At 60.5% G+C, this 23,293-nt stretch carries 24 protein-coding genes; 22 read left to right on the top strand and 2 right to left on the bottom strand.

Annotated features, from left to right (window positions below):
• Positions 1 to 158 precede the first annotated feature (158 nt).
• The gene (gene rne / locus ACCD02_RS25025) at positions 159 to 3,431 is read right to left on the bottom strand and encodes a ribonuclease E (RefSeq protein ID WP_413308021.1); all 3,273 of its coding nucleotides are present in this window, start codon (positions 3,429 to 3,431) and stop codon (positions 159 to 161) included.
• A gap of 728 nt (positions 3,432 to 4,159) precedes the next feature.
• Between rne and rluC the strand changes: the two genes are divergently transcribed.
• The 3 genes from rluC to ACCD02_RS25010 are packed head-to-tail and all read left to right on the top strand — an operon-like array spanning position 4,160 to position 6,795.
• Positions 4,160 to 5,119, top strand: a complete 960-nt coding sequence (gene rluC / locus ACCD02_RS25020) for a 23S rRNA pseudouridine(955/2504/2580) synthase RluC (RefSeq protein WP_259099582.1) — start codon at positions 4,160 to 4,162, stop codon at positions 5,117 to 5,119.
• Positions 5,109 to 5,771 carry an HAD-IA family hydrolase gene (locus tag ACCD02_RS25015; RefSeq protein WP_413308018.1) on the top strand — a complete coding sequence of 221 codons (663 nt, stop codon included), beginning with the start codon at positions 5,109 to 5,111 and terminating at the stop codon, positions 5,769 to 5,771. The genes rluC and ACCD02_RS25015 overlap by 11 nt, the downstream gene beginning before the upstream one ends.
• A 25-nt stretch (positions 5,772 to 5,796) precedes the next feature.
• On the top strand, positions 5,797 to 6,795 hold the full coding sequence (locus ACCD02_RS25010) for a S49 family peptidase (protein ID WP_413308015.1): 999 nt from the start codon (positions 5,797 to 5,799) through the stop codon (positions 6,793 to 6,795).
• Between the two features lie 192 nt (positions 6,796 to 6,987).
• Here ACCD02_RS25010 and ACCD02_RS25005 read toward each other — a convergent pair whose 3' ends face one another.
• A complete protein-coding gene (locus tag ACCD02_RS25005) occupies positions 6,988 to 7,566 on the bottom strand; it encodes a Maf family protein (RefSeq protein WP_413308011.1) in 579 nt (192 codons plus the stop codon).
• 106 nt (positions 7,567 to 7,672) lie between these two features.
• On the opposite strand from ACCD02_RS25005, the gene ACCD02_RS25000 reads away from it, so the two are divergent.
• From ACCD02_RS25000 to ACCD02_RS24910, 19 genes are all read left to right on the top strand, one after another.
• Positions 7,673 to 8,200: a YceD family protein gene (locus ACCD02_RS25000; protein ID WP_413308007.1), complete on the top strand. Its 528-nt coding sequence runs from the start codon at positions 7,673 to 7,675 to the stop codon at positions 8,198 to 8,200.
• A gap of 13 nt (positions 8,201 to 8,213) precedes the next feature.
• The gene (gene rpmF, locus ACCD02_RS24995) at positions 8,214 to 8,396 is read left to right on the top strand and encodes a 50S ribosomal protein L32 (protein WP_003179396.1); all 183 of its coding nucleotides are present in this window, start codon (positions 8,214 to 8,216) and stop codon (positions 8,394 to 8,396) included.
• A 4-nt stretch (positions 8,397 to 8,400) separates the two neighbouring features.
• Positions 8,401 to 9,408 (top strand): phosphate acyltransferase PlsX, encoded by a 1,008-nt coding sequence (gene plsX / locus ACCD02_RS24990; protein ID WP_413308005.1) that lies wholly within the window; start codon positions 8,401 to 8,403, stop codon positions 9,406 to 9,408.
• Positions 9,409 to 9,549: 141 nt separating this feature from the next.
• Complete coding sequence (gene fabD, locus ACCD02_RS24985) at positions 9,550 to 10,488, top strand: ACP S-malonyltransferase (protein WP_413308003.1); 939 nt, start codon at positions 9,550 to 9,552, stop codon at positions 10,486 to 10,488.
• Positions 10,489 to 10,503: 15 nt separating this feature from the next.
• Positions 10,504 to 11,247 carry a 3-oxoacyl-ACP reductase FabG gene (gene fabG / locus ACCD02_RS24980; protein ID WP_259099721.1) on the top strand — a complete coding sequence of 248 codons (744 nt, stop codon included), beginning with the start codon at positions 10,504 to 10,506 and terminating at the stop codon, positions 11,245 to 11,247.
• Between the two features lie 193 nt (positions 11,248 to 11,440).
• Positions 11,441 to 11,677: an acyl carrier protein gene (gene acpP / locus ACCD02_RS24975; protein WP_413308000.1), complete on the top strand. Its 237-nt coding sequence runs from the start codon at positions 11,441 to 11,443 to the stop codon at positions 11,675 to 11,677.
• A 113-nt stretch (positions 11,678 to 11,790) separates the two neighbouring features.
• A complete protein-coding gene (gene fabF / locus ACCD02_RS24970) occupies positions 11,791 to 13,035 on the top strand; it encodes a beta-ketoacyl-ACP synthase II (protein ID WP_413307997.1) in 1,245 nt (414 codons plus the stop codon).
• On the top strand, positions 13,035 to 13,850 hold the full coding sequence (pabC, locus tag ACCD02_RS24965; RefSeq protein ID WP_413307995.1) for an aminodeoxychorismate lyase: 816 nt from the start codon (positions 13,035 to 13,037) through the stop codon (positions 13,848 to 13,850). Before fabF ends, pabC begins: the two co-directional genes overlap by 1 nt.
• Positions 13,851 to 13,853: 3 nt before the next feature.
• The gene (gene mltG / locus ACCD02_RS24960) at positions 13,854 to 14,999 is read left to right on the top strand and encodes an endolytic transglycosylase MltG (protein WP_413307992.1); all 1,146 of its coding nucleotides are present in this window, start codon (positions 13,854 to 13,856) and stop codon (positions 14,997 to 14,999) included.
• Between the two features lie 19 nt (positions 15,000 to 15,018).
• A complete protein-coding gene (gene tmk, locus ACCD02_RS24955; protein ID WP_413307989.1) occupies positions 15,019 to 15,651 on the top strand; it encodes a dTMP kinase in 633 nt (210 codons plus the stop codon).
• The gene (locus ACCD02_RS24950) at positions 15,644 to 16,633 is read left to right on the top strand and encodes a DNA polymerase III subunit delta' (protein WP_413307986.1); all 990 of its coding nucleotides are present in this window, start codon (positions 15,644 to 15,646) and stop codon (positions 16,631 to 16,633) included. The genes tmk and ACCD02_RS24950 overlap by 8 nt, the downstream gene beginning before the upstream one ends.
• A gap of 183 nt (positions 16,634 to 16,816) precedes the next feature.
• Entirely contained in the window at positions 16,817 to 17,173 is a 357-nt protein-coding gene (locus ACCD02_RS24945) for a PilZ domain-containing protein (RefSeq protein ID WP_259099735.1), read from the top strand.
• Positions 17,174 to 17,187: 14 nt separating this feature from the next.
• The gene (locus ACCD02_RS24940) at positions 17,188 to 17,979 is read left to right on the top strand and encodes a TatD family hydrolase (RefSeq protein WP_413307983.1); all 792 of its coding nucleotides are present in this window, start codon (positions 17,188 to 17,190) and stop codon (positions 17,977 to 17,979) included.
• Between the two features lie 479 nt (positions 17,980 to 18,458).
• Positions 18,459 to 19,121, top strand: a complete 663-nt coding sequence (locus ACCD02_RS24935) for a TetR/AcrR family transcriptional regulator (RefSeq protein ID WP_259099739.1) — start codon at positions 18,459 to 18,461, stop codon at positions 19,119 to 19,121.
• A gap of 90 nt (positions 19,122 to 19,211) precedes the next feature.
• Entirely contained in the window at positions 19,212 to 20,180 is a 969-nt protein-coding gene (locus ACCD02_RS24930) for a GTP 3',8-cyclase MoaA (RefSeq protein WP_413307980.1), read from the top strand.
• A 106-nt stretch (positions 20,181 to 20,286) separates the two neighbouring features.
• Positions 20,287 to 20,889 (top strand): DUF4823 domain-containing protein, encoded by a 603-nt coding sequence (locus tag ACCD02_RS24925; RefSeq protein WP_259099743.1) that lies wholly within the window; start codon positions 20,287 to 20,289, stop codon positions 20,887 to 20,889.
• 148 nt (positions 20,890 to 21,037) lie between these two features.
• Entirely contained in the window at positions 21,038 to 21,598 is a 561-nt protein-coding gene (locus ACCD02_RS24920) for a DUF1285 domain-containing protein (protein ID WP_413307977.1), read from the top strand.
• Positions 21,599 to 21,692: 94 nt separating this feature from the next.
• On the top strand, positions 21,693 to 22,703 hold the full coding sequence (locus ACCD02_RS24915; RefSeq protein WP_413307974.1) for an aspartate-semialdehyde dehydrogenase: 1,011 nt from the start codon (positions 21,693 to 21,695) through the stop codon (positions 22,701 to 22,703).
• A gap of 100 nt (positions 22,704 to 22,803) precedes the next feature.
• Positions 22,804 to 23,293 (top strand): FimV family protein (locus ACCD02_RS24910; protein ID WP_413307971.1); only part of this gene is annotated, 490 nt, incomplete at its 3' end.

The following is a 23,293-nucleotide window of genomic DNA, read 5'->3' as shown; positions in this document are numbered from 1 at the left end:
GGACCGGCTTTAGCCGGGAATGGGCTGCATGACTGATACATTTATATCGTCTGCCATATCGCCTTCCCGGCTAAAGCCGGTCACACATTTCAGAAGTCCGCAGGAATAAAAAAGCCCCGCCTGTCTGCACAGGCGGGGCTTTTTATTCAGCTAATGAATCAGACCAGGGGCTTGTGCTCGTGGTGCTCTTCATGGGCTGGTTGCTGAACGACTTCTTCAGCAGGTTGCACGGTTTCTTCGACGGTTGGTGCAGCTTCTACCGCTTCGATGACCGGTGCAGCCTCGACAACCGGAGCCGGTTCGGCAACCGGTGCGCTGGCGGCGGCAGCTGCGGCCTCTTCGGCTTCCTTCTGCAGACGCTCGGCTTCACGCTTGCGACGACGCACTTCACGAGGATCGTTCGGCGCACGGCCATTGCTGCTAACCGGCAGGGCCGGGGCTGGCTCAGGCGTTGGCGCGACAACCGGCTCGGTAACGGCTTCGACAACGGGTGCAGGCGCTGGCTCGGCAGCCACTACCGCCTCAGCCACAGGTTCAGGCGTTGGCAGCTCGGCCGACTCGGTGACCACGACGCTGTCGGCAACCGGTGCCTGGACCGCTACTTCTGCTACTGGCGCAGGGGTTGGCGTGAACGGCTCAGGTGCGCTGAACAGTTCGGTCTGGGCGGCTGGCACTTCAACCGGTGCAGGTGCCTCTTCGACGACCGGTTGTACTTCTACGTCCGGAGCGCTTTCCAGCTTGAAGTGTTCGTCGGCGGCCGGTGCTTCAACAGCTGGCACTTCGACGGTAGCTGCTTCGAACGATGGCGCTTCAACAACAGTTTCAGCGTCAGGTGTCGATTCGGCAGGGGCTTCGACCACTGGCGTTTCGACGGTATTCGCTTCTACAGCAGCCGGTGCCGAGGCAGGCACGGCGGCAGTAGCGCGTTCGGCCTGGCGATGAGCTTCGGCTTCGGCCTGGGCACTGATCACGCCTTCGACGGAAGCCGCGATTGCGCCAGTTGCCACGACGGCAGCGACAGCCGCAGTGCCTTCGTTTTCGCCTTCACTTTCTTCGGAGCCTTCGATCACATTGCCGTTGGCGTCGCGTTGACGCTCACGACGGTTGCTGCGACGACGCTGGCCACGGGAGCGGCGGCGTGGACGGTCGCCTTCGGCGCCGTCCTGCTGCTCGTCCTGCAGGGCTTCTTCGTTCGGCAGCAGTTCTTCTTCGCTGGCCGCAACTACTGGCTGCTCGGCACGTGGTTGACGCTCTTCACGCGGCGCACGTGGCTGACGCTCTTCGCGTGGTGCGCGCTCAGGGCGCTCTTCACGTTGCAGGCTGACTGCCGGGGCGGCATCCAGCGGCTCGCGAAGTTCGCGAACCGGACGTTCTTCACGACCTTCGCGACCTTCACGTGGCTTGCGCTCGCGCGGTGCGCGCTCTTCCCGTGGGGCACGGGCCGGGCGTTCTTCACGCGGGGCGGCATCGTCACGTACTTCACGCGGCTCGCGCGGTGCACGTTCTTCACGTGGCGCGCGTTCTTCACGCGGAGCACGCTCTTCGCGAGGGGCGCGCTCGGCACGTTCCTCACGTGGCGCACGCTCTTCGCGCGGCTTGCGCTCTTCGTCACGACGGTTGGTACGGCCACGGCTCTGTTGACGACCGTTGCGGCGTTCTTCGCTGCGCGCAGGGCGCTCGGCAGCCGGCTTCTCGACGACAACCGGCGCAGCGGCTGGCTCTTCCTTGGTCGCGAACAGGCTGACCAGGGATTTCACCAGGCCCTTGAACAGGCTTGGCTCATGGGCAACAGGGGCCGGTGCGACCGGTGCGGGAGCTTCTACCGGTACTGGCGCGTTGGCGCGGGCTGGAGCTGTCTTGACCGCAGCTTCCTGGCGAACCAGGGTGCGGGTCGCGGCAGCTGGCTGGACTTCTTCCACTTCGGCAGCGGCAGCGGCGATTTCGTAGCTGGACTGGTTATTGTGGGCTTCCGGGCTGTCATCACGCAGACGCTGGACTTCGAAATGCGGCGTTTCCAGATGATCGTTCGGCAGGATGACGATACGGGCACGGGTGCGCAGTTCGATCTTGGTGATCGAGTTGCGTTTTTCGTTGAGCAGGAAAGCTGCAACCGGGATCGGCACCTGGGCGCGGACTTCGGCAGTGCGGTCTTTCAGGGCTTCTTCTTCGATCAGGCGCAGGATCGCCAGGGACAGCGATTCAACGTCACGGATGATGCCGGTGCCGTTGCAACGCGGGCAGACGATGCCGCTGCTCTCGCCCAGGGACGGACGCAGGCGCTGACGGGACATTTCCAGCAGGCCGAAGCGCGAGATGCGACCGACCTGGACGCGGGCACGATCGGCTTCCAGGCTTTCGCGGACTTTTTCTTCCACGGCGCGCTGGTTCTTGGCCGGGGTCATGTCGATGAAGTCGATGACGATCAGGCCGCCGATGTCGCGCAGGCGCAACTGACGGGCGATTTCTTCGGCGGCTTCAAGGTTGGTCTGCAGGGCGGTTTCTTCGATGTCGCTGCCTTTGGTGGCGCGGGCCGAGTTGATGTCGATGGACACCAGGGCTTCGGTCGGATCGATAACGATGGAGCCGCCGGAAGGCAGTTCGACGACGCGCTGGAAGGCGGTCTCGATCTGGCTTTCGATCTGGAAACGGTTGAACAGCGGAACGCTGTCTTCGTAGAGCTTGATCTTGCTGGCGTACTGCGGCATCACCTGGCGGATGAAGGTCAGGGCTTCTTCCTGGGCTTCGACGCTGTCGATCAGCACTTCGCCGATGTCCTGGCGCAGGTAGTCGCGGATGGCGCGGATGATGACGTTGCTTTCCTGGTAGATCAGGAAAGGCGCCGAACGATCCAGGGACGCTTCCTTGATGGCGGTCCAGAGTTGCAGCAGGTAGTCGAGGTCCCACTGCATTTCTTCGCTGCTGCGGCCAAGGCCGGCAGTGCGCACGATCAGGCCCATGTCGGCAGGGGCGATCAGGCCGTTCAGCGCTTCACGCAGTTCGTTGCGCTCTTCGCCTTCGATGCGGCGCGAGATGCCGCCGGCACGCGGGTTGTTCGGCATCAGGACCAGGTAACGACCGGCCAGGCTGATGAAGGTGGTCAGGGCTGCGCCCTTGTTGCCACGTTCTTCTTTCTCGACCTGGACGATAACTTCCTGGCCTTCGCTCAGGACGTCCTTGATGTTGACGCGGCCTTCGGGGGCTTTCTTGAAGTACTCGCGGGAGATTTCCTTGAGGGGCAGGAAGCCGTGGCGCTCAGAGCCGAAATCGACAAAGGCAGCCTCAAGACTGGGTTCGATGCGAGTAATCCGGCCTTTATAGATGTTGGCCTTCTTCTGCTCGCGTGCACCGGACTCGATGTCCAGGTCGTAGAGGCGCTGGCCGTCTACCAGTGCAACACGCAACTCTTCGGGTTGAGTTGCGTTAATCAGCATTCTTTTCATGTAGTACCGTCGGTTTCCGGGCTGCCGGAAACGGCGTTCGGCACACACGACTTCTCACGGTCGGTGTCAGGGCACGTCAAGAGTGGTTGGACACTCAAGTGTCTAGCGATGATCCCGGCCAACGGGGCCTGGGGGTCGCGACGACGTTTCCTGCTTGCTGTGGTGACGATTAGGACACCCTGTCAGCAAAAGCTTTGTCAGGAGGAGGAATCAGCCATCGGTAGCGGACGAGATGAGGCGTCTATAACAAGCCTGGTGCTATACACAGTCCGATGGTTGTGCGTCTCTACCCTACACGTATCCCTGATAATTCGGGTGCTGCCGCGCGCAGAATCCGCAGCGGGTTGGCATTTACCGCGACCTTCCACTGGAAGGTCGCGCATCTATGGCTTAAGGCGTTGTTTCCGAAACATTCGCTCGGAGCGTCTGAAAGCGACTGCACTTTGTGAACTGGCCTTGAATATTGAGCTCCGAAGGCGAGTAGCTACTCTGCGTTCGGGCCTGTTTCAGGCCTCATGTCACCTGCGCTTGTTACGTTTTCAGACCTTCCAGTGTGCAGCGAAAGCCCCGTAGGACGGCCTCGCGTCCTCGTGAATTGCGTGGTCAGGGCCGGTGTCACACCGCTTGTCCGCTGTCCAGGCCGCTTTTGGCGGCGTTCGCGACTATAGCAGCAATCATTAAGTGCTTCAAATCCATAAAAAATTGTTATGATTTGCGCCATGACGAATATCACCCCTCCAACCCCCGGCGTCCAGCTGGTAGAGGTTGCGCCGGAATATGCCGGTCAACGAATCGACAACTTTCTTGTCACTTTTCTCAAAGGCGTGCCCAAGACCTTGATTTATCGCATTTTGCGCAAAGGCGAAGTGCGGGTGAACAAGGGCCGGATCAAGCCCGAGTACAAGTTGCAGGCCGGGGACATCATCCGTGTCCCGCCGGTACGCGTGCCTGAGCGCGACGAACCGGTGCCGGTCGCCCAGGGGCTGTTGCAGCGCCTGGAAGCAGCGATTGTCTATGAAGACAAGGCCCTGATCGTGCTCAACAAGCCCGCCGGGATTGCCGTGCACGGCGGCAGCGGCCTGAGTTTCGGGGTCATCGAAGCCTTCCGGCAGTTGCGCCCCGATGCCAAGGAGCTGGAGCTGGTGCATCGCCTGGACCGTGATACCTCGGGCCTGCTGATGATTGCCAAGAAACGCAGCATGTTGCGTCATCTGCACGCCGCCCTGCGCGGCGACGGCGTGGACAAACGCTATATGGCCCTGGTCCGTGGCAATTGGCCGACCGCCCAGAAACAGGTGCGCGCGCCGCTGCTCAAGAGCAACCTGCGTTCCGGCGAGCGGATGGTCGAGGTTAACGAAGAGGGCAAGGAGGCCTTGACCCTGTTCAAGGTTCTGCGCCGATTCGGCGACTTCGCCACCATGGTCGAGGCTAAGCCGGTCACCGGACGTACCCACCAGATTCGCGTGCACACCCTGCACGCCGGGCACTGTATCGCCGGTGACACCAAGTACGGCGAAGAGGGCTTTTCCAAGGAGATTCGCGACCTGGGCGGTAAACGCCTGTTCCTGCACGCCTACATGCTGACCGTGCCGCTGCCCGATGGTGGCGAGCTGAAGCTGGAGGCGCCGGTCGATGAGATGTGGGCCAAGACTGTGGAGCGACTGCTGAGTGCGCCGTGACTATGATTTGCTGATTTTCGATTGGGACGGCACCTTGGCCGACTCCATCGGTCGTATCGTTCTGGCCATGCGCAGTGCGGCGCAAACCGGAGATATGCCGATTCGTGATGATGTCTCGATCAAGGGCATCATCGGCCTGGGCCTGCCCGAGGCGATCGAAACCCTGTATCCCGGTATCACCCAGCGAGACCTGGTGGCGTTTCGCGAGCGTTATGCCAATAGCTACATGACCATGGATGAGGTGCCTTCGCCGTTGTTCGAGGGGGTAGCCGAGTCCATCGAGGCATTCCGTGCCGAGGGTTATCACCTGGCCGTGGCCACGGGCAAGGCGCGTCGCGGTCTGGATCGGGTGCTCAGGTCCAACGGTTGGCTGAATTATTTCGACGCCACCCGCGCCGCCGACGAGACCGCCAGCAAGCCGCACCCGCTGATGCTGCACGAAATCCTTGCACATTGCCGCGTGGCGCCTGAGCGGGCCTTGATGGTCGGGGATTCTTCCTTCGATCTGCAGATGGCACGCAATGCCGGCATGGACTCCGTGGCCGTGGGGTATGGGGCGCAATCCCTGGACTCGTTGCGCGAATTCGGTCCGCGACTGGCCATCGATCATTTTAATGAGCTGCGCACCTGGTTATCGGCGCGCAGCGCCTGAGTCTTTGTTGTTGGGGTGATTGAATATGTCTGATGAGTGGAAAGCACCGCAAGGTGTCGATGAGAGCGCCGACAGCAAGGCCGACGCCAAGAGCTGGAAGCTTCTGGAAAAGACCCTGCTGGCCGGTATTCAGGAGCAGCGTCGTTCCCGGCGCTGGGGGATCTTCTTCAAGAGCCTGACCTTTATCTATCTGATTGGCGCGCTGTTCATGTTCTCGCCGCTGATGGATGTCGAAAAGGGCGCCTCGCGCAAGGACAGCCATACCGCGCTGATCGAGATCAAGGGCATGATCGCCGACAGCGAAATGGCCAGCGCCGACAATATCGTTGGCAGCCTGCGCGAGGCGTTCAAGGACGAGAAGACCAAGGGCATCATCCTGCGCATCAACAGTGGCGGCGGCAGCCCGGTGCAGTCGGGCTATGTCTATGACGAAATTCGTCGCCTGCGCGCGGAGAAGCCGAATATCAAGGTCTACGCGGTGATCGCTGACCTGGGCGCTTCCGGGGCTTATTACATTGCCAGTGCGGCGGACCAGATTTATGCCGACAAGGCCAGCCTGGTGGGCTCCATCGGTGTGACTGCGGCGACCTTCGGCTTTGTCGGCACCATGGAGAAGCTGGGCGTCGATCGCCGGGTCTACACCTCGGGTGAGCACAAGGCCTTCCTGGATCCGTTCCAGCCACCCAAGGCTGAGGAAACCCAGTTCTGGCAGAGCGTGCTGGACACCACCCACAAGCAGTTCATCGCCAGCGTCAAGCAGGGCCGCGGTGACCGTCTCAAGGACAAGGACCACCCCGAGCTGTTCTCCGGGCTGGTCTGGACCGGCGAGCAGGCGCTGCCTCTGGGTCTGATCGATGGCCTGGGCAACGCCAGTTCGGTGGCGCGTGATGTGATCGGCGAGAAGAAGATCGTCGACTACACCGTGCAGGAGTCGCCGTTCGACCGCTTCTCGAAGAAGCTGGGCGCCAGCGTGGCCGAGCAGATTGCCATGTGGGCAGGCTTCAATGGGCCGTCCTTGCGCTGATTCAGGTTATGGCTGAACGAAAACCCGACCATTGGTCGGGTTTTTTGTTCTTGGGTTGGCAGCGTGGGGAGGTTGATTGTGGGAGCGAATTTATTCGCGAAAGCGATATTCCAGACGATGAGGATGGGGTGGATGCAAATGGCTCTTCGCGAATGAATTCGCTCCCTTATGGGGTTCGATCCTGTGGAGTGGTCAGGGAATTGCGTAGCCTTCATTTATTAGCATATCGATCAGGCGAATCAACGGCAGGCCGATCAGGCTGGTGGCGTCGCTGCCTTCTGTACTGCGGAACAGGCTCACACCCAGGCCTTCGGCCTTGAAGCTGCCCGCGCAGTCGTAGGGCTGTTCGGCGTGCAGGTAACGTTCGATACCGGCGCGGCTCAGCTCGCGCATGTGCACGGTAAAGGGCACGCAATCGGTCTGGCTCTGGCCCGTGCTGCTGTTGAGCAGGGTCAGGCCGGTGAGGAAGGACACGCTGGCACCGCTGGCCGCTGCCAGTTGTTCTCGGGCACGCTCGAAGGTGTGAGGCTTGCCGAGGATCTGCTCGCCGAGTACGGCGACCTGGTCGGAGCCTATGATCAAATGGCCAGGGTATGCGGCGGCCAGGGCCTGGGTTTTCTCCCGGGACAGGCGCTTGACCAGCTCGATGGCGCTCTCGCCGGGATGCCTGCCTTCATCTATATCGGGCGACTGGCAGACGAATGGCAGGCTCAGGCGTTCGAGCAATTCACGGCGGTAGGGCGAGCTGGAAGCAAGGAGCAGAGGCAGCATGCGGATCTCCATCGAAGTGATGGCCGATTCTAATCGCGAACGCCATGCGTTGCTGGCCGGAATTTCCTTTGACAGAGCAGGGGGGCATCCCTAGAATGCTGCGCCTATGTTGAATGACCCGATTCCACCTCACGTTGACCCGCGCAAATTAGCTGACCGTGGCACCAGCCTTCAAGGCGAAGTGTTACTGGCTGATTTGGAGAGACTCTGCGACCCGCTTTCCGATAACCTCGGTACGGTGCAGGCTAAATTCGTTTTTGAGCGTGACGAACGACGCGCTGTGGTTATCCACAGTGAAATCGATGTCTCGGTCAAGATGGTTTGCCAGCGTTGTCTTGAGCTGGTCACCCTGCCGATCCACAGCGAGTGCAGTTATGCCGTGGTGAAGGAGGGTGCGAATACCCAGTCGTTACCGCAAGGTTATGACGTGCTGGAACTGGGCGAAGATCCATTGGATCTGCTGGCATTGATCGAGGAGGAGCTTTTGCTCGCCTTGCCCATTGTGCCTGCTCATCATCCGGAAGAATGCCAGCAGCCGGCGGGTCTCGATGAGCCCGAACCGAGCGTGGACGAGGTAACGCGGTCCAACCCGTTCAGTGTATTGGCGCAGTTAAAGCGTGACCCAAACGTTTAGGAGTTAATCAATTATGGCTGTTCAGCAGAACAAAAAATCCCGCTCTGCCCGTGACATGCGTCGTTCCCACGATGCTCTCGAGGCAAGCACTCTGTCGGTAGAAAAGACCACTGGTGAAGTTCACCTGCGTCACCACGTATCGCCAGAAGGCGTATATCGTGGTCGTAAAGTGATCGACAAGGGCGCTGACGAGTAATTTCTTGTCCGCTCCGATCATCGCGATCGACGCAATGGGCGGGGACTTCGGTCCCCGCAACATTGTTCAGGCCTCTATTGCGTGCCTGTCTGCAAGCCCCTCGCTTCACCTGACCCTTGTCGGTCACTCCTCTACCCTTGAAGACCTGATTGCCCGCCATCCCGGTGTGGATCGCTCGCGCCTGCGTGTTGTCAATGCCAGCGAAGTGGTGACCATGGACGATCGCCCGGCCCAGGTCCTGCGCGGCAAGCCTGACTCGTCGATGCGGGTGGCCTTGCGATTGGTAGCCGATGGCCAGGCCCAGGCCTGTGTCAGTGCCGGCAATACCGGCGCGCTGATGGTGCTCTCGCGTTTCCTGCTCAAGACCCTGCCGGGTATTGACCGTCCGGCGATGGTTGCGGCCATTCCCACCCAGCGCGGCTATTGTCAGTTGCTGGACCTGGGGGCGAATGTCGATTGCAGTGCCGAGAACCTCTATCAGTTCGCGGTGATGGGTTCGGTCGCCGCCGAGGCGCTGGGTGTGCTCCGGCCGCGGGTGGCGCTGCTCAATGTCGGCACCGAGGACATCAAGGGCAATCAGCAGGTCAAGCAGGCCGCCACCCTGTTGCAGGCCGCTCCCGGGTTGAACTACATCGGCTTTATCGAAGGTGACGGGCTCTACCGGGGCGAGGCGGATGTGGTGGTGTGCGATGGTTTTGTCGGCAATATCCTGCTCAAGTCCAGCGAAGGTCTGGCGACCATGATCGCCGGGCGAATTGACGCAATGTTCCGACAGAACCTGTTATCCCGCGCTGTTGGTGTGCTCGCGCTGCCGTTGTTCCGCCGCCTGCGTGCCGACCTGGCGCCGGCCCGGCATAACGGCGCGAGCCTGCTGGGCCTGCAGGGTATCGTGGTCAAGAGTCATGGTTCAGCTGGCGCGCAGGGCTTGCAGAGCGCGATCCAGCGCGCGCTGATCGAAATCCAGGAAGATCTGCCACGGCGGTTGCATGGTCGTCTTGATGGGGTGCTGTAGCCCGTATTGGCGGGCTTGAGGCTAAAATGTGACGCTGCTGACCGGCCAGTCATCCAACTGGGCAGTCACGCAACTTAGAATTCTTGCGTCCGGCCTTGCCGGGCGTTCATTTCGACGACCAATAATTCAGGGGCTTGTTACATGTCTGCATCCCTCGCATTCGTCTTTCCGGGTCAAGGATCGCAGTCCCTCGGCATGCTTGCCGAGCTGGGCGCCCAATACCCGTTGATCATCGACACCTTCAAAGAGGCGTCCGCCGCCCTCGGCTACGATCTCTGGGCGCTGACCCAGCAAGGTCCGGAAGAGCAGCTCAACCAGACCGACAAGACCCAGCCGGCTATCCTTACCGCCTCCATTGCGCTCTGGCGCCTGTGGCTGGCCGAGGGTGGCGCGCGTCCGGCCTATGTCGCCGGGCACAGCCTGGGCGAATATAGCGCTCTGGTTGCAGCGGGCAGCTTGAGCCTGGCTGATGCCGTCAAACTGGTCGAGCGTCGTGGTCAGTTGATGCAGGAAGCCGTACCGGCCGGGCAGGGCGGCATGGCCGCGATTCTCGGTCTGGACGATGCCGTGGTCATTGAAGCCTGCGCCGAAGCGGCCCAGGGCGATGTCGTCAGCGCGGTCAACTTCAACTCCCCAGGTCAGGTGGTGATTGCAGGGCAAGCCGCCGCTGTCGAGCGCGCCATGGAGCTGTGCAAGGCCAAGGGCGCCAAGCGCGCGCTGCCGTTGCCGGTCAGCGTGCCGTCCCATTGCGAGCTGATGCGTCCTGCCGCCGAGCGATTCGCCGAAGCCGTCAATGCGATTGACTGGCAGGCGCCGCAGATTCCCCTGGTGCAGAACGTCAGCGCCGCGATCGCTGGCGATCTGGACACCCTCAAGAGCGATCTGCTGCAACAGCTGTACAAGCCAGTGCGCTGGGTCGAGTCCGTGCAGTGTCTGGCGGCCAATGGTGCGACTCAACTGGTCGAATGCGGTCCCGGCAAGGTGCTGGCCGGTCTTAACAAGCGCTGCGCCGATGGTGTGGCGACTTTCAACCTCAATACCCCAGACGCCGTTGCCGCCACCCGTGCGGCACTGGCCTGATTAGGAGAAGCCTGCATGAGCCTGCAAGGTAAAGTTGCACTGGTTACCGGCGCCAGCCGTGGTATCGGTCAAGCCATCGCCCTGGAGCTGGGTCGCAATGGTGCCGTGGTCGTTGGTACGGCCACCTCTGAAGCCGGTGCGGAACGTATCAGCGCCACCTTCAAGGAAAACGGCATCGAAGGCTTCGGCCTGATGCTGGACGTGTGCGACGCAGCCTCCGTCGACGCCACTCTGTCGACCATTCAAGAGCGTGTCGGCGTACCGCTGATTCTGGTCAATAACGCCGGTATCACTCGCGATAACCTGATGATGCGCATGAAGGACGACGAATGGCATGACGTCGTCAATACCAACCTGAACAGTCTGTTCCGCCTGTCCAAGGGCGTTTTGCGCGGTATGACCAAGGCTCGCTGGGGCCGAATCATCAGTATCGGCTCCGTGGTAGGTGCCATGGGCAACGCAGGCCAAGTAAACTACGCAGCCGCCAAGGCCGGTCTGGAAGGTTTCAGTCGTGCCCTGGCCCGTGAAGTGGGTTCGCGTGCCGTTACCGTGAACTCTGTAACACCAGGTTTCATCGATACCGATATGACTCGTGAGTTGCCCGAAGCCCAGCGCGAGGCCCTGTTGACCCAGATACCACTGGGTCGTCTGGGTCAGGCGCAAGAGATCGCCAACGTGGTCGCTTTTCTCGCTTCCGAGGGTGCAGGCTACGTGACCGGGGCTACAATCCCAGTCAACGGCGGGATGTACATGAGCTGAATGTGACTGTTCGCTGCGAAAAAATGTCATACGAGCTGTCTGAAAATCCGTTATAAAGCTGCAATCTTTTAATAGGCGGCAGGCCGGTGGAGTCGAAGGCCGAAGCGTTTTGCTTGAAAAGCGTAAAACGTCTTCTATACACTTACCCACCGGCCAGCCGCCTGAATTTGTCCACTAGGAGTTTAAATACGGTATGAGCACCATCGAAGAGCGCGTCAAGAAAATCGTTTCCGAGCAACTTGGCGTCAAATCTGAAGAAGTCGTCAACACTGCTTCGTTTGTTGAAGACCTGGGCGCTGACTCCCTCGATACCGTTGAGCTGGTAATGGCTCTGGAAGAGGAATTCGAGACTGAAATCCCTGACGAGGAAGCCGAGAAGATCACCACCGTTCAAGCTGCTATCGATTACGTTACTGCCCACCAGGCGTAATAGTTTGTAATCGTTGCTTGCTGTCGTGGAAAAACCGCACTGCCTTCACCGGCGTGCGGTTTTTTCTTTAAAAACGATGCTTCGTGTCGTCAATAAGAGAAAAGGAGAGTCCTGTGTCGCGTAGACGTGTCGTGGTCACCGGTATGGGTATGCTGACGCCGTTGGGTACAGATGTGCCAAGCACCTGGCAAGGCATTCTGGCTGGCCGCAGTGGCATTGGCCTGATCGAGCACACAGACCTTTCGGCTTACAGCACCCGTTTCGGCGGTTCGATCAAAGGGTTCAACGTTGAAGAGTACCTGGCGCCCAAAGAGGCCCGCCGGCTCGACCTCTTCATCCAGTACGGCCTGGCCGCTAGCTTTCAGGCGGTGCGCAACGCCGGTCTGGAAGTCACCGATGAGAACCGTGACCGCATTGGCGTTGCCATGGGTTCGGGGATCGGTGGCCTGACCAATATCGAAAACAGCAGCCGTACGCTGCACGAGCAGGGGCCGGGACGTATTTCGCCGTTCTTCGTGCCGGGCTCGATCATCAACATGATTTCCGGTTTCCTGTCGATCCATCTGGGGGTACAGGGACCTAACTATGCCATCGCAACGGCCTGTACGACGGGCACGCATTGCATTGGCATGGCTGCACGCAATATCGCCTACGGCGAAGCCGACGTGATGATTGCCGGGGGGGCTGAAATGGCCGCCTGCGGCCTGGGCATGGGCGGCTTCGGTGCTTCCCGTGCCCTGTCGACCCGCAATGACGATCCGGCCCGCGCCAGTCGCCCTTGGGACAAGGGCCGTGACGGCTTTGTCCTGTCCGACGGTGCCGGTGCCCTGGTTCTCGAAGAGCTGGAACACGCCAAGGCCCGCGGCGCGACCATTTACGCTGAACTGATCGGTTTCGGCATGAGCGGCGACGCCTACCACATGACTTCGCCGCCGGAAGATGGCGCCGGTGCTGCCCGTTGCATCACCAACGCCATGCGCGATGCCAGGCTCAATCTTGATCAGGTTCAGTACATCAACGCCCACGGTACTTCGACTCCGGCCGGTGACCTGGCGGAAGCCTCGGCGATCAAGGCCGTGTTCGGCGAGCACGCCTACCAGCTGGCGGTGAGTTCGACCAAGTCCATGACCGGTCACCTGCTGGGAGCTGCCGGTGCGGTAGAGGCCATCATCAGTATCCTGGCGATCAATGATCAGGTGGCGCCGCCGACCATCAACCTCGATGAGCCGGACGAAGGCTGCGATCTGGATTTCGTGCCCCACGAGGCGCGCAAGATGCCGATTGATGTGGTCATCTCCAACTCCTTCGGTTTTGGCGGGACCAACGGTTCTCTGGTGTTCCGCCGGTTCGCCGGGTGATGTCGAGCTGGATCGACGGCCGTCCTGCCGACGCCTTGTCGGTCAAGGATCGAGGGCTGGCTTACGGCGATGGTCTGTTCGAGACCATCGGCGTCAGGTCAGGTCGACCGTCATTGTTCGAGCGCCATCTGCAGCGCCTTGAGCTGGGCTGTCAGCGTCTGGGCATGGTCTTCGATCGTGAACGGATCGTTGACGAGTCATCGCGCTTCGCCGGGCAGATGGGCGAGGGTGTAATGAAGCTGATTCTGACCCGCGGTGACGGCCAGCGCGGATACGCACCGCCAGCTGACGCGCAATCGCGTCGTATCCTGCAGGGTGGCCCGACTCCGTCTTACCCGCTTGCCCACGCTCAGGACGGCGTTCGCCTTTTCGCCTGTCGTACTCGTCTGGCCCGGCAACCGCTGCTGGCGGGGCTCAAGCATCTGAATCGCCTGGAGCAGGTCCTGGCCCGTGGCGAATGGCAGGACAGCGAGCATGCCGAAGGGCTGATGTGCGACACCGACGACCGGGTGATCGAAGGGGTCTACAGCAATCTGTTTCTCGTCCGTGATGGCCGTCTGCTGACCGCTGACCTGAGTCACTGCGGCGTCGCTGGCGTGATGCGCGCCGAGCTGCTCGATCAGGCCGACAAGCTGGGGGTGGTCACGGACATCCGCGATCTGGCGTTGTCCGACCTTGCAGCGGCCGACGAAGTGTTTCTGTGCAACAGCGTCTATGGCATCTGGCCGGTGATTGGTCATGAGCGACTGAGCTGGCCGGTCGGTCCGCTCACTCGTAAACTACAGGGCATTGCTCGTGCACTTCTGGATATCTGATTTGTGATCCGAAAACTCTTGGTGTTGCTGGAAATTGCCTTGGTCGTCGTCGGCCTGGGCGTGGGCCTGTCTGTCTGGCAGGTCAATCAGGCACTGCATCAACCCTTGAAAGTGACTGAAGAGCAATTGCTCGACGTGCCCGCCGGTTCGACGCCGGGCGGCGTGCTCAATCGCATGGAAACCGATGGCGTCATCAAGGATGCCTTCTGGCTGCGCCTGTACTGGCGCTTCAACCTGGCCGGGCAGTCTTTCCATACCGGTGAATACCGCATGACGCCGGGCATGGATATCGAGGCCTTGCTTGGCTTGTGGAAGCGCGGGGAAGTGGTGCAGTACAGCCTGACCCTGGTCGAAGGCTGGAATTTCCGTCAGGTTCGCGCGGCCTTGGCCAAGCAGCCCAAGCTCGGTCAGACCCTGGTTGGCTTGAGTGACAGCGAGCTGATGACCAAACTCGGTCATCCGGGTGTGTTCCCTGAAGGGCGGTTCTTCCCTGATACCTACCGTTACGTGCGTGGCGTCAGCGATGCCGAGCTGCTCAAGCGAGCGTTCAATCGCCTCGATGATGTGCTGGAAGAGGAATGGAACATGCGTGCCGCCGATGTGCCTTATGTCGATCCCTATCAGGCCTTGACCATGGCCTCGCTGATCGAGAAGGAAACCGGCGTGCCTTACGAGCGCGGCAAGATTGCCGGGGTCTTCGTGCGCAGACTGCAACTGAACATGCTGCTGCAGACCGACCCGACGGTGATCTACGGCCTGGGTGAGCGTTATAACGGCAAGCTGACCAAGGCATTCCTCAAGGAAGCCACGCCCTATAACACCTATGTGAATGCTGGCCTGCCGCCGACACCGATTGCCATGGTCGGTCGCGAGGCGATTCATGCCGCGCTTAACCCGGCACCGGGTAACAGCCTGTATTTTGTCGCCCGTGGCGATGGCAGCCATGTCTTCTCCGCTGATCTGGACGCCCATAACGCGGCGGTTCGTGAGTTTCAGCTCAAGCGCCGCGCTGACTACCGTTCCAGTCCGGCACCGATATCGGCACCGACAACCGATGCGCCTGCGCCGGCTGCCGAGCCCGCCAACGCCCCCGTGCCGCCTGTCGATCCTGCCGTGCCGGCACAACCGAGCGAGGCCAGCCCGCAATGAATTTGACCAAGGATTGCCTGTGACCGGCCTGTTTATCACCCTCGAAGGCCCGGAAGGGGCCGGTAAAAGCACCAATCGCGAGTACCTGGCGGCGCAACTGCGCGCCCAGGGTATCGATGTGGTCCTGACCCGGGAGCCCGGCGGTACCCCGCTGGCCGAGCGCATTCGCGAACTGTTGCTGGCACCCAGCGAGGAAGCCATGAGCGCAGATACCGAGCTGCTGCTGGTGTTTGCCGCCCGCGCCCAGCACCTGGCCGAAGTGATCAAGCCGGCCCTGGCCCGGGGTGCGGTGGTGCTCTGTGATCGTTTTACCGATGCCACCTACGCCTATCAGGGCGGCGGTCGCGGCCTGTCCTTCGAGCGTATTGCCACGCTGGAAAGCTTCGTTCAGGGCGCTTTGCGTCCGCACCTGACCCTGGTCTTCGACCTGCCGGTGGAAGTGGGCCTGGCGCGGGCCAGTGCCCGTGGTCGCCTGGATCGTTTCGAGCAGGAAGGCCGGGCGTTCTTCGATGCCGTGCGCAGCACCTATCTGCAACGCGCCGCCGCTGAGCCGCAACGCTATCGTCTGGTAGACGCAGCATTGTCACTGCCTGAAGTACAGCAATCCCTGGATAGCCTGCTGCCTGACCTGCTGGAGCTTTACCGTGGCTGAAGCCTACCCCTGGCAGGATTCGCTCTGGCAGCAGATGGCCGGTCGTGCCCAGCATGCCCATGCCTACCTGCTGCACGGGCCTGCCGGGATCGGCAAGCGGGCGCTGGCCGAGCGCCTGATGGCTCGCCTGCTGTGCCAGAAGCCGGTCGGACTGGATGCCTGTGGCCAGTGCAAGTCATGCATGTTATTGGCGGCGGGCAGTCACCCGGACAACTACGTGCTGGAGCCGGAAGAGGCGGACAAGGGCATCAAGGTCGATCAGGTGCGCGATCTGGTCAGCTTTATCGTGCAGACCGCTCAGATGGGCGGACGCAAGGTGGTGCTGGTCGAGCCGGTGGAGGCGATGAATATCAACGCCGCCAACGCCTTGCTGAAAAGCCTCGAAGAGCCGTCCGGTAATACTGTTCTGCTATTGGTCAGCCATCAGCCCAGCCGTTTGCTGCCGACGGTCAAGAGTCGCTGCGTGCAGCAGGCCTGCCCGCTGCCCAGCGAAGCCATGAGCCTGCGCTGGCTGGAACAGGCGCTGCCGGAATGTGCCCTGGAAGAGCGTGTTGAATTGCTAAGCCTGGCCGCCGGTTCGCCATTGATGGCTGTCAGCCTGCATGCCCAGGGCGTTCGCGAACAGCGTGCCTTGGTGGTGGATGGGGTGAAGAAGTTGATCAAGCAACAGCAATCGCCGACTCAATTGGCCGAAAGTGCCTGGAAAGATATTCCCTTGCTATTGCTGTTCGACTGGTTCTGCGACTGGTCGAACCTGATCCTGCGTTATCAATTGACCCGGGATGAAGAGGGCCTTGGGCTGTCGGATATGCGCAAGGTGGTGCAATACCTTGCGCAGAAAACGCCCCAGGACAAGGTGCTGGCGATGCAGGACTGGGTGCTCGCTCAGCGACAGAAGGTCATGTCCAAGGCCAACCTCAATCGTGTTCTGCTGTTGGAGGCATTGTTGGTGCAGTGGGCAGGCCTGCCGGGACAAGGGTAGACTCCAGCCATTGGCGTGGACAATTTAACCGGGTTGCCGCACCTTGGCGATCAAGTGCGAAGTACTTGCAATAGCGTCGCTGACTGATCCGACGCCATCGCCAGCAAGCCGGTTGCTACGCAATTGCGTTAAAAATTACCAGATTGTGTTGTAGAGACATTCGGAACACCCAAAGGAGATGTCATGAGCCTGCCGCTGAATTCCGGTCCTCGTAACGGCATTTTGTCCCTGACCATCAAGGACAAGTCTGTGCTCTACGCTGCCTATATGCCATTTATCAAGAACGGCGGTCTGTTTATCCCCACCAGCAAAAGCTACAAGCTCGGTGACGAAGTGTTCATGTTGCTCAACCTGATGGATGAGCCGGAAAAGATTCCGGTCGCAGGCAAGGTTACCTGGATAACCCCGCGTGGCGCCCAGGGCAACCGCGCTGCCGGTGTCGGCGTGCAGTTCAACGACGGCGACAATACCGCCCGAACCATGATCGAAACCTATCTGGCGGGCGCCCTCAAGTCCGACCGTCCCACTCATACGATGTAGTTGCCTATACCCCCATGCTTGTAGATTCCCATTGTCACCTCGACCGCCTCGACCTCGCCCAGCACTCAGGTTCTCTCGACAGCGCCCTTGAGGCCGCCCGGGCCAGGGGTGTCGGACACTTTCTGTGCATCGGCGTCAGTGCCGACAATGCCGCTGCGGTCCGCGCTTTGGCCGATCGCTATGACGACGTGGACTGTTCGGTGGGCATTCACCCGCTGGACGTACAGCCCCAGGGCGCTCCGGCGCTGGACTGGCTGCTTCACGAGCTTGATCACCCGCGAGTAGTGGCCATCGGCGAGACCGGCCTGGATTACCACTACGAGCCGGAAGCCGCCGACGTCCAGCAGCAATCCTTCCGTCTGCATTTGCAGGCAGCGAATATCACCGGCAAGCCGGTCATTGTGCATACCCGTGGCGCCCGCGCCGATACTCTGCAGCTGCTGCGTGAAGCGGCCTTGCCCCAGGGCGGGGTGCTGCACTGTTTCACCGAAGACTGGGACATGGCCAGGGCGGCCCTCGACCTGGGCTTCTATATCTCCCTGTCCGGCATCGTTACCTTCCGCAATGCCGATGCGCTGCGCGATGTGGCGCGCCAAGTGCCTGCCGATCGTCTGCTGGTGGAAACCGATTCGCCTTACCTGGCGCCGATCCCCTATCGCGGCAAGCCGAACCTGCCGCAGTACGTGCGCGAGGTCGCCGAGTTCCTGGCCATGTTGCGCGGCGAAAGCTATGACGCCTTTGCCCGGCAGACCACGGAAAACTTCCGCAGACTCTTCCCGCAGGCCCGGGTCGGCGCCTCGCGTTAAATCGCAGGCAAAAAAAACCCGGGTTCTGGGGGGTGAATCCGGGTTAAGACCATTAGGAGTAAAACAAAGGTACGCTATCCATTGGCACCTTTACTGGCGCGTCATTTGGGGGATATGCCACGCCAACGATTCAAGTATTGGCCAGTATTGGCTGGCGTCCAGTGTCTGTTTGTACGTTTTTTAAACAGATTTGGAATAGCAAAGCCAGGATTGAGTGCCTGTTGCTACGGTCGAGTTGACTCGGCACTTCGTAAATCTGACGCACGTCTCTGAATTGGAATGAGATTCTGTAGGGGGCCGGCTTGCTGGCGATAATGTCGGCCGAGTCAACGAGCCTGTCGCCTGAAGGCTTGCTGTCGCCAGTAAGCCGGCTTCTACAGAAAACCGCAGAATGACGCGATATGGTCGGATGATCCGTGCAATTTGTCGCAAGTTAGGCATAATACTCGGCTTCGATTTTGACCCCGACAGACCTCCTTATGCAGAAAGAACCTCGCAAGGTCCGTGAGTTTCGTCGCCGCGAGCAGGAAATTCTCGACACCGCACTCAAGCTGTTTCTCGATCAGGGTGAAGACAGTGTCACCGTCGAGATGATTGCGGATGCCGTGGGTATCGGCAAAGGCACCATCTACAAGCACTTCAAATCCAAGGCGGAAATCTATCTGCGCCTGATGCTCGACTACGAGCGTGATTTGAACGAGCTCCTGCTGTCTGCCGATGTCGACAAGGACCGCGAATCGCTGTCGCGAGCCTATTTCGAATTCCGCATGCGTGATCCGCAGCGTTATCGCCTCTTCGATCGTCTGGAAGAGAAGGTGGTCAAGGGCAACCAGGTGCCGGAAATGGTCGGCGAGCTGCACAAGATCCGTGCCTCTAACTTCGAACACCTGACCCTGCTGATCAAGGGGCGCATCACCGAAGGCAAGCTCGAAGACGTCCCGCCGTACTTCCACTATTGCGCCGCCTGGGCCCTGGTCCACGGTGCGGTGGCGCTGTATCACTCGCCGTTCTGGAGCAATGTGCTGGAAGATCAGGAAGGCTTCTTCCAGTTCCTGATGGATATCGGCGTGCGCATGGGTAACAAGCGCAAGCGTGACCCCGAGGCGATTACCGACGCGGGCCCGACTGCCAGCGACAGTTGACGCATTCGCCTGCGTGATGGCGTGCGCTAAACGATGCCGCGCGCCATCTCCGAGGAATATACTCAGGCTTTCCGCCCTCCGGAGTCGCCCATGATCGTCGATCGCCAGGGCCGACGTTTTCGCAATCTGCGAATCAGCCTGACGTCAGCCTGTAACTACGCCTGTACCTACTGTGTGCCCGACGGCAAGCGGCTGGTGGCTGCCCAGAATGAACTCTCGGCGGACGCGCTGGCCCGTGGCGTGGCTTATCTGATCGAGGCGGCTGGCATCGAACGCTTGCGGATTACCGGCGGTGAGCCCCTGGTCAGCCCGCGCCTGGAACCTTTCATGACTCAGGTCGGCAGCCTGGGCCTGGCGGACATCAGCCTGACGACCAATGGCCAATTGCTGGCCCGCAAGCTGCCGATCCTGCTGGCGGCCGGCATCCGTCGGTTGAATGTCTCCCTCGATACCCTTGATCCCGATGCGTTCCGGCGCATTGCCCGTGGCGGCGATCTCGCGACCGTCCTTGATGGCATGGAGCAGGCGCGGGCGGCGGGCCTGAAGATCAAGGTCAATATGGTGCCGTTGCGGGGGCAGAACCTGGACCAGGTCATGCCCTTGCTCGATTACTGCCTCGAACGGGGTTACGAGCTGCGTTTTATCGAATTGATGCGCATGGGCCATCTGGCCAGCGACTCCAATGCCTTCCTGCAGCAGTTCGTCAGCCTGCAACAACTGCTGGCGTTGATCGGCGAACGCTACGAATACCTGCAAGCCCAGGCACCCATTGATGCCACTGCGGTGCGTTACCAGATTCCAGGCCAAGGATTTTTCGGCGTGATCGCCAACGAAAGCGTGCCGTTTTGCCGGACCTGCTCACGCCTGCGTCTGTCATCCACCGGTTGGCTGCACGGTTGCCTGTCTTCCAGCAATCGACACTACGTCGGCGATTTGCTCGACAAGCCGCGACATCAGGCCTTGCCTGCCTTGCAGCGTCTGTTGGTCAAGGCTTTGGGGGACAAACAGGATGTGGCGTTCTCCGGCGGCGCGACGGTGATGAAGATCATCGGCGGTTGATCATCTGCTGTTACAAGCGCGATTCGAGCTTCTGCGCAGAGATGGCGCGGAAGCTGCATTAGCAGGCTATTCGCCGGTTTTCCGTCACCGGTACTTGGAGGGGATAATGCGTAGCCTGGTTTTAGTGCTGGCGCTTCTGGCGTTGAGCGGTTGCATGAGTGTCAGCGATATGGCTGAAGGCACCCGCGATCAGTTCAGTGACGCGGGCTTGCTCGATCACAGCGATACCCATCGCATCAACAACCTGCGCCTGCAGCCGGACTCCTTTATTTACATCGCCCAGGGCAATTTCGTGCCCAAAGGCGTCAACTACCCACGTCCCAATGTGATTGCCGAAGAAGCCTTCGACGGCTTCGTCGAGTATTTCCCGATGGTCCGTCGTGCCCCGGGGCCCATGGGCCTGGAGGAGGCGATGACCCAGGCACGGGCAGCCGGTGCGCATTATCTGTTGTACACACGCTTTGCCAAATCCGATGACCGTATCGGCAATTTTGACGAGTGGTCCGACCAGGAAGCCCTGGATCGCCTGGGTATCGACAGCGGCGTGATCCAACTGATGGTGATCGAGACCGGTACCCGCTATCTGATCGACAGCGCCCGTATCCATGCCCGTGGCGGATTGCTGACGTTGCACAACACCGCCCCCGAGGATTTGCTTATTCCGCCATTGGAGGATTACGCTCGAATGTTGCTGGGTATGAGCAAATAACCCAGTCGACAGGTATTCTTTGACGTGGAATGAATTTTGTAGGAGCTGCCGAAGGCTGCGAAAGCGGAGTGTCAGGTAAATCCATTCGCAGCCTTCGGCAGCTCCTACAGAGATATTTGCTTGTTCGAAATATTGATAGGAGTCAGGCATGACTGGTCCGGGCAAGGCCAACGATCTGTTCGCACAAATTCCCAAGTCCAAAGGGCTGCCGCCCGTGCATTTGTGGAACCCGGATTTCTGCGGCGATATCGACATGCGTATTGCCCGCGACGGCACCTGGTACTACCTGGGTACGCCGATTGGCCGTAAACCCATGGTGCGGCTGTTCTCTACCATCATGCGTCGCGACGACGATGACTATTTCCTGATTACTCCCGTGGAAAAAGTGCGCATCCAGGTTGATGACGCGCCTTTCGTCGCGGTCAGCCTTGAAGTGCAAGGGCAGGGCGAGCAGCAAGTGTTGCGCTTTACCACCAATGTCGAGGATCTGACCGAGGCGGGCGCCGAGCATCCGCTGCGCGTTATCACCGATCCCCAGACCCAGGAGCCCGCACCCTATATTCATGTGCGTGCCAATCTGGAGGCGCTTATTCATCGCAACGTGTTCTACCAACTGGTCGAGCTGGCGGTTTCCCGGGAAATCGACGGGCAGCACTGGCTGGGTGTCTGGAGCCACGGCGAATTTTTCCCGATCGGGCTTGAACCTTGATGAGTCCGGGGCCGGCCGGGATGACCACGCCTCGATTGCCTGCCTGTGATCTGGCGAGTAAAGTGCCGCTCCCTGTTTTTCCTGAGGTTTTTGCATGAGCCAGTCCTTTGATATCGCCGTGATCGGCGCCACCGGTACTGTCGGCGAAAACATCGTGCAGATTCTTGAAGAGCGTGATTTTCCGGTGGGCCAGCTGCATTTGCTGGCCAGCATCGAGTCCGCTGGCCAGTCCGTGCCGTATCGCGGCAAGAATGTGCGGGTGCGTGAAGTCAACGAGTTCGATTTCAGCAAGGTCGGCCTGGCGTTCTTTGCCGCAGGCCCGGCAATCAGTCGTAGTTATGTTGAACGAGCCACGGCGGCGGGGTGCGCAGTCATTGACCTGTCGGGCGCCTTGCCGGTAGCCCAGGCGCCGAACCTGGTCCCGGAAGTCAACGCCGGGCGCCTGTCTGCCCTGACCAAGCCAGCACAGGTCGCCAGTCCCAGCGCGTCGGCGATTGCGGTGGCCATGGCTTTGGCGCCGTTGCGTGATCTGCTGGATATTCAGTTCATTAGCGTCACGGCGTGCCTGGCGGTCTCCAGTCAGGGGCGCGAAGGGATATCGGAGCTGGCCCGGCAAACCACTGAGCTGTTGAATGTCCGTCCCCTTGAGCCGCGCTTCTTTGACCGGCAAATGGCTTTTAATCTGCTGGCTCAGGTGGGTACTCCGGACGAGCAGGGGCATGTGTCGCTGGAAAAACGTCTGGTTGCGGAGTTGCGCGAGTTGCTGGCACTGCCTTTACTGAAGGTTTCTGTGTCCTGCATTCAGGCGCCGGTATTCTTTGGTGACAGCTTTGCTGTTTCGGTGCAGTCGGCGGCCGCCGTCGACCTGCCTGCGGTGAACGCTGCGCTCGAGGCTGCACCGGGCATCGAACTGGTCGAAGCGGGGGATTATCCGACTGCGGTGGGTGATGCCGTCGGCCAGGACGTGGTGTATGTGGGGCGCGTTCGCGCGGGTATCGATGACGTTGCGCAGCTTAATTTGTGGCTTGCGTCTGATAATGTTCGCAAAGGTGCGGCTCTAAACGCTGTGCAGCTCGCCGAATTGTTGATAAAAGGCTATGTGTAAAAGATACTTGGCAACAATTTGTAGAATCATTCTAGCTTGACACCCACTAGCAGGATTTACCTCCTCGGCTGCCGGGGAAATTTTGAACAAGGGATGGGCTATGGTTCAGGTTCGTAAACTGGTATTAGCAATCGCCGCGGCTTCAGCGCTGTCATCAGGTATGGCGCACGCGCTGGGGCTCGGGGAATTGTCGGTCAAGTCGACCCTGAATCAGCCGTTGGTGGCTGAAATCGAGCTCAAGGATGCCGCAGGCCTCAGCGCCGGACAGGTGGTGCCGAGTCTGGCGACCACAGCTGATTTCGCTCAGGCGGGCATTGCCCGGCAGGCATTTCTCAATGACCTGACGTTCACCCCGGTGATCAACGCCAATGGCAAGAGCGTGTTGCGCATAACCTCCTCCCGGGCGGTGCGCGAACCCTATGTGAAGTTCCTCGTGCAGGTGCTGTGGCCCAACGGTCGCCTGCTGCGTGAGTACAGCCTGTTACTTGATCCGCCGAAATTCTCGCCTGAGGCCGCCGCCGCTGCAGCGGCCACGGCGCAATTGCCTGCGACCGCGCCGACTCCGGCGCCCGCTCCGGCCCCGGTCGCGC

Source organism: Pseudomonas sp. Pseusp88, from assembly GCF_047303955.1.
GTDB lineage: Bacteria > Pseudomonadota > Gammaproteobacteria > Pseudomonadales > Pseudomonadaceae > Aquipseudomonas.
Note: the sequence above shows the minus strand (reverse complement) of the source record. Positions and strands in the feature narration are given on the sequence as shown.